The 3,982-nt window shown below is 46.7% G+C and carries 4 protein-coding genes and 1 pseudogene; all 5 read left to right on the forward strand.

Annotated elements, in window-relative coordinates; translation table 11 throughout:
- The first annotated feature begins 821 nt into the window (after positions 1 to 821).
- The 5 genes and pseudogenes from NUV48_15355 to NUV48_15375 all read left to right on the forward strand — a co-directional run bounded on the left by NUV48_15355 (position 822) and on the right by NUV48_15375 (position 3,863).
- Positions 822 to 890: pseudogene (locus NUV48_15355) on the forward strand (SEC-C metal-binding domain-containing protein).
- Between the two features lie 6 nt (positions 891 to 896).
- On the forward strand, positions 897 to 1,439 hold the full coding sequence (locus NUV48_15360) for a DUF6431 domain-containing protein (GenBank protein ID MCR4443509.1): 543 nt from the start codon (positions 897 to 899) through the stop codon (positions 1,437 to 1,439).
- A gap of 54 nt (positions 1,440 to 1,493) precedes the next feature.
- On the forward strand, positions 1,494 to 2,840 hold the full coding sequence (locus NUV48_15365; protein MCR4443510.1) for a DDE-type integrase/transposase/recombinase: 1,347 nt from the start codon (positions 1,494 to 1,496) through the stop codon (positions 2,838 to 2,840).
- Position 2,841: 1 nt separating this feature from the next.
- Positions 2,842 to 3,642, forward strand: coding sequence for an AAA family ATPase (locus NUV48_15370; protein MCR4443511.1), 801 nt, complete (start codon positions 2,842 to 2,844; stop codon positions 3,640 to 3,642).
- Positions 3,639 to 3,863: a DUF5348 domain-containing protein gene (locus tag NUV48_15375; GenBank protein ID MCR4443512.1), complete on the forward strand. Its 225-nt coding sequence runs from the start codon at positions 3,639 to 3,641 to the stop codon at positions 3,861 to 3,863. Before NUV48_15370 ends, NUV48_15375 begins: the two co-directional genes overlap by 4 nt.
- The last annotated feature ends 119 nt before the right edge of the window (positions 3,864 to 3,982 follow it).

Here is a 3,982-nt window from a genome sequence, read left to right on the forward strand (position 1 = left end):
TATTGTTGCGGCTGAACTAAAGTGGCGTAAAGCTGACGGAATTGCCTGACCGAGAATTGCTGTAAAAGATGACCGTTGTTCCAGACAAAACAATAATGATAAGATGACTGTAAAAATGCAATAACGGAGGAACGGTTGTGGAGAAGTACAAGAAAATTGATGAGAAGATTGGTGAAGGGTACAAATTACTTGAACGTGGCCAAACTATCAAGGCTTGCGATGTATGGCTAGATGCCTGGGAAGATACAAAAACCGTAATGGCTACAGATAAGGTCAAAGACTTACCCACCCTGCAAGAGAAATATAAGTGGACAGAATTTGTAATGAACTATGTGCAGGATCTTGACGAGCAGTTGCACAACGCGGCAATTGAGAAACCCCAGTATCTCTCTAAACGAATTAGATATTGTGAGGAACTCCTTGAGTTATGCGGCGATAAGGATGAACTGATAATCGAGAACACCCGTCGGTCCATAGCGGAATCTCATTATGCCCTAGGCAACAAGCAAGAATGTGACCGGCTTTTTAGGATGTGGCTGACCGAGGACCCGGCCTGGGGCTGGGGCTACATCGGCTGGGCAGATTGCTATCGCTACGGCACCAAAAATATCGAACCCGACAATGTAAAGGCTGAGGAGATTATCAACAGTGCCCTAAGGGAAAAAAACCTGAGAGGCAGGGCTGACGTAGTAGACAGAGCCATAGAAATATATACCGCTTTGGGCAAGAACCAACAGGCAGCAGAACTTGAAAAAGAGCTTAAAGAATTAAGGACAGCCTCCAAAGGCAAGGCTGTAGCAAACACTCCGGTTACTGTAATTAAGATTGGGCGCAATGAACCCTGTCCTTGTGGCAGCGGTAAAAAATACAAAAAGTGCTGCGGGAAATAAGTGCTTATGATCTGTCTTGCAAAATACAGGTTGATTTTAGACAAGGATAACAGCAACAAATACTATGTTAAAAGCGAAGAGAACAGCATCTGTCCGGTATGCGGCTGTTGTGAGCTTAAAGTAATCGGCAGCAGAAAGCGAGGCGCTCTCCAGGGAGACGGTGAAACAATCGTGCTGATCATTCGTCGGCTTCGCTGTAGGAACTGCCGCAGAATCCACCATGAACTGCCTGACATCCTTGTGCCGTACAAACGATATACCGGCACAGTTATTGAAGCCATAATTGACGGCACCGTAACTGAGGTTTGCTGTGAAGACAGCAGCATTTTCAGGATTAAGAGATGGTTTGCTGAGGCTTCAGGATATATTGTTGGATGCCTGTCTGCAATAGCTGCCCGGCTGGGTTTTGAGACAAAATTAAAAAGCGGTTCGTCCCTTCAAAGAATTAAAGATCTGGTGGGTGAAGCAGCAGGCTGGCTGGCCAGAGTTGTCCGGACCATGGTAAATACAAATAACTGGCTGCATACCCGTTTTGCCTTTTTGTCCTGATAGACAGGATATACACTCATGCTAGATTCCGAATATTGAAGGAGGTAATCTGGCATGAAAGACCAAAAAAAGGCAGAGGACATTGCCACTTATCGAGTACAGCTGCTCTCTCCGCTTCTCACTGAAGGGTTGGACCCTGCCAAAGCCAAACAGATTAAAGAACAAATCTGTGAGCAGGCTGGAATTTCAGAACGTACTCTACGCAGATACCTGGCCGAGTACAAGGCCCATGGCTTTGCCGGACTAAAACCCAAGGGTAAAGCCCAGAACAAAGCCGAAGAAGCGATTCCTGTACATATCTTGGAACAGGCCATCTTACTGAGGCGCGAGGTTCCCAAACGCAGTGTGGCTCAAATCATCCAGATTCTAGAGTGGGAAGGCTTGGCCCAGCCAGGACAAATTAAGCGGAGCACCCTGCAAGAAAAGCTGGCTGAACGAGGATACAGTGCCAGGCATATGCAGATGTATATGAGCACAGGTGTCGCAAGCCGGCGGTATCAGCAGAAATATCGCAACAAACTGTGGCATTCGGACATTAAATATGGACCCTACTTGCCTATTGGCGTAGATGGTGCCAAAAAGCAGGTATTCTTAGTGACTTTTGTTGACGATGCTACCCGGTTTGTGCTTCACGGTGAGTTTTATCCAACGTTAGATCAGGTGATTGTTGAAGATTGTTTCCGCCAGGCTATCCAAAAATATGGAGTGCCTGAGGCAGTATTCTTCGACAATGGGAAACAGTATCGTACAAAATGGATGAATCGTGTCTGCGCCAAGATGGGCATCAGGCTGCTGTTTGCCAGGCCCTTTGCGCCAGAATCGACTGGGAAGGTAGAAAGATTCAACCGGGTGGTTGACGCTTTTCTTAGCGAAGTCGCCTTGGAGAAACCACAAACATTAGACAAACTCAATCAACTGTTCTGGGTCTGGTTAGAGGAATGTTATCAAAACAAGCCCCACTCTGCCCTGGAGGGCAACACCAGTCCGGCCAGTGCCTATCGCAGCGATAAGAAAGCCCTCAAATTCCTGGACCCGGAAACAATAGCCAACGCCTTTTTGCATTGCGAAGAACGCAAAGTTGACAAGGCCGGATGTATAAGCTTTCAAGGGAAAAAGTATGAAGTAGGGCTTAGTTTCATCGGCTGTACCGTGGATGTGATTTATGACCCTGCTGACATTACTGAACTGACCATCGAATATGAAGGGCATACCCCCTGGAAAGCCCGCGAATTGGTTATCGGAGAAAAAGTTGGTCAGCGACCGAAGCTGCCTGAACATCTAGGGACAAAACCTGCCGAATCCTCAAGGCTCTTAGCTGCAGCTCTGGAGAAAAATCAACAACGAATCGAACAACAGACTCCTGCCGTTTCCTACAGAACCGTAAGAAAGGCAGGGGAATAAAATGTTTGAACCTTTCTATGGGCTATCACACACTCCGTTTTCCCGAGATATCCCAACGGACCAGTTGTATCAATCACTTATGCTGGAAGAGACTTTAGGCCGTCTGAAATACGCTGCAGAGCGTCAGTTATTTGCCGTTGTTACCGGTGACTGTGGAACCGGCAAGACAACTACTATACGTCTATTCAGAGACTCTTTAGACCCAGCTAAATTCATGGTGCTGTATTTAGCAGATTCCAAGCTGACACCCAGACATTTCTACAAGGGGCTCTTGGAGCAACTAGGCTGTGAAGCCAAATTCTATAGGGGTGATGCTAAACGTCAACTGCATCGGGAAATTGAGCTTATGCGGGGTATCCAGCATCTTCAGCCGGTTGTCATTGTGGATGAAGCCCATCTTTTGGATAGAGAGATGCTGGAGGAGGTCAGATTTCTCCTCAATTTTAAAATGGATGCCCAAAGTCCCATGGCTCTGATCTTAGTTGGGCAAAGTGAACTCTGGGAAAAGTTTAAACTTCAAGCCTACGCCGCCATCCGGCAGCGCATCGATCTTCAGTGTAAACTACCCCACTTGGATAGAGCTCAAACAGGCGACTACGTAAAACGGCATCTTGCTTATGCCGGTACTGATCATGACATATTTTCAGATAGCGCTTTGGATGAGATATTCCGCTTCTCCAGTGGTGTACCCAGGCTGATAAACAAACTCTGTACTCACTGCCTCTTATATGGAGCCCAAAATGGCCGCCGGATCATTGATGATCACATGGTTAAGCTGGTTATCCAGGGTGAATTGTCATGAAGCAGCAGTGGTGCAAGATGACATACAACCATGTACAAGACCGCTGGATGGTGGATGTGGGAGGCCGCAGTTATGAACTCCATTGTGGTGAAGGGTTTAATCTTTTACTTGGTTCAATGAGCATTCCTTGCCGGATAGAGTACGATCAACAGTGGTATGTGATTATGCCGGGAGCACGCTTCAATTTGCGGAAAGGTAATTGGTACAAGGTAAATATCTAAGGTTGTCCGGGGAAAGGTAGCAGTTGTTGTCATCCTTCCCCGGATAATTGGCCAGATTTTCGTCACATTCCGGACATCTAACAACATCAATTACAGGACATTATGAAGCGTCAGTAACA

Source organism: Peptococcaceae bacterium (assembly GCA_024655825.1).
GTDB lineage: Bacteria > Bacillota > Peptococcia > DRI-13 > PHAD01 > JANLFJ01.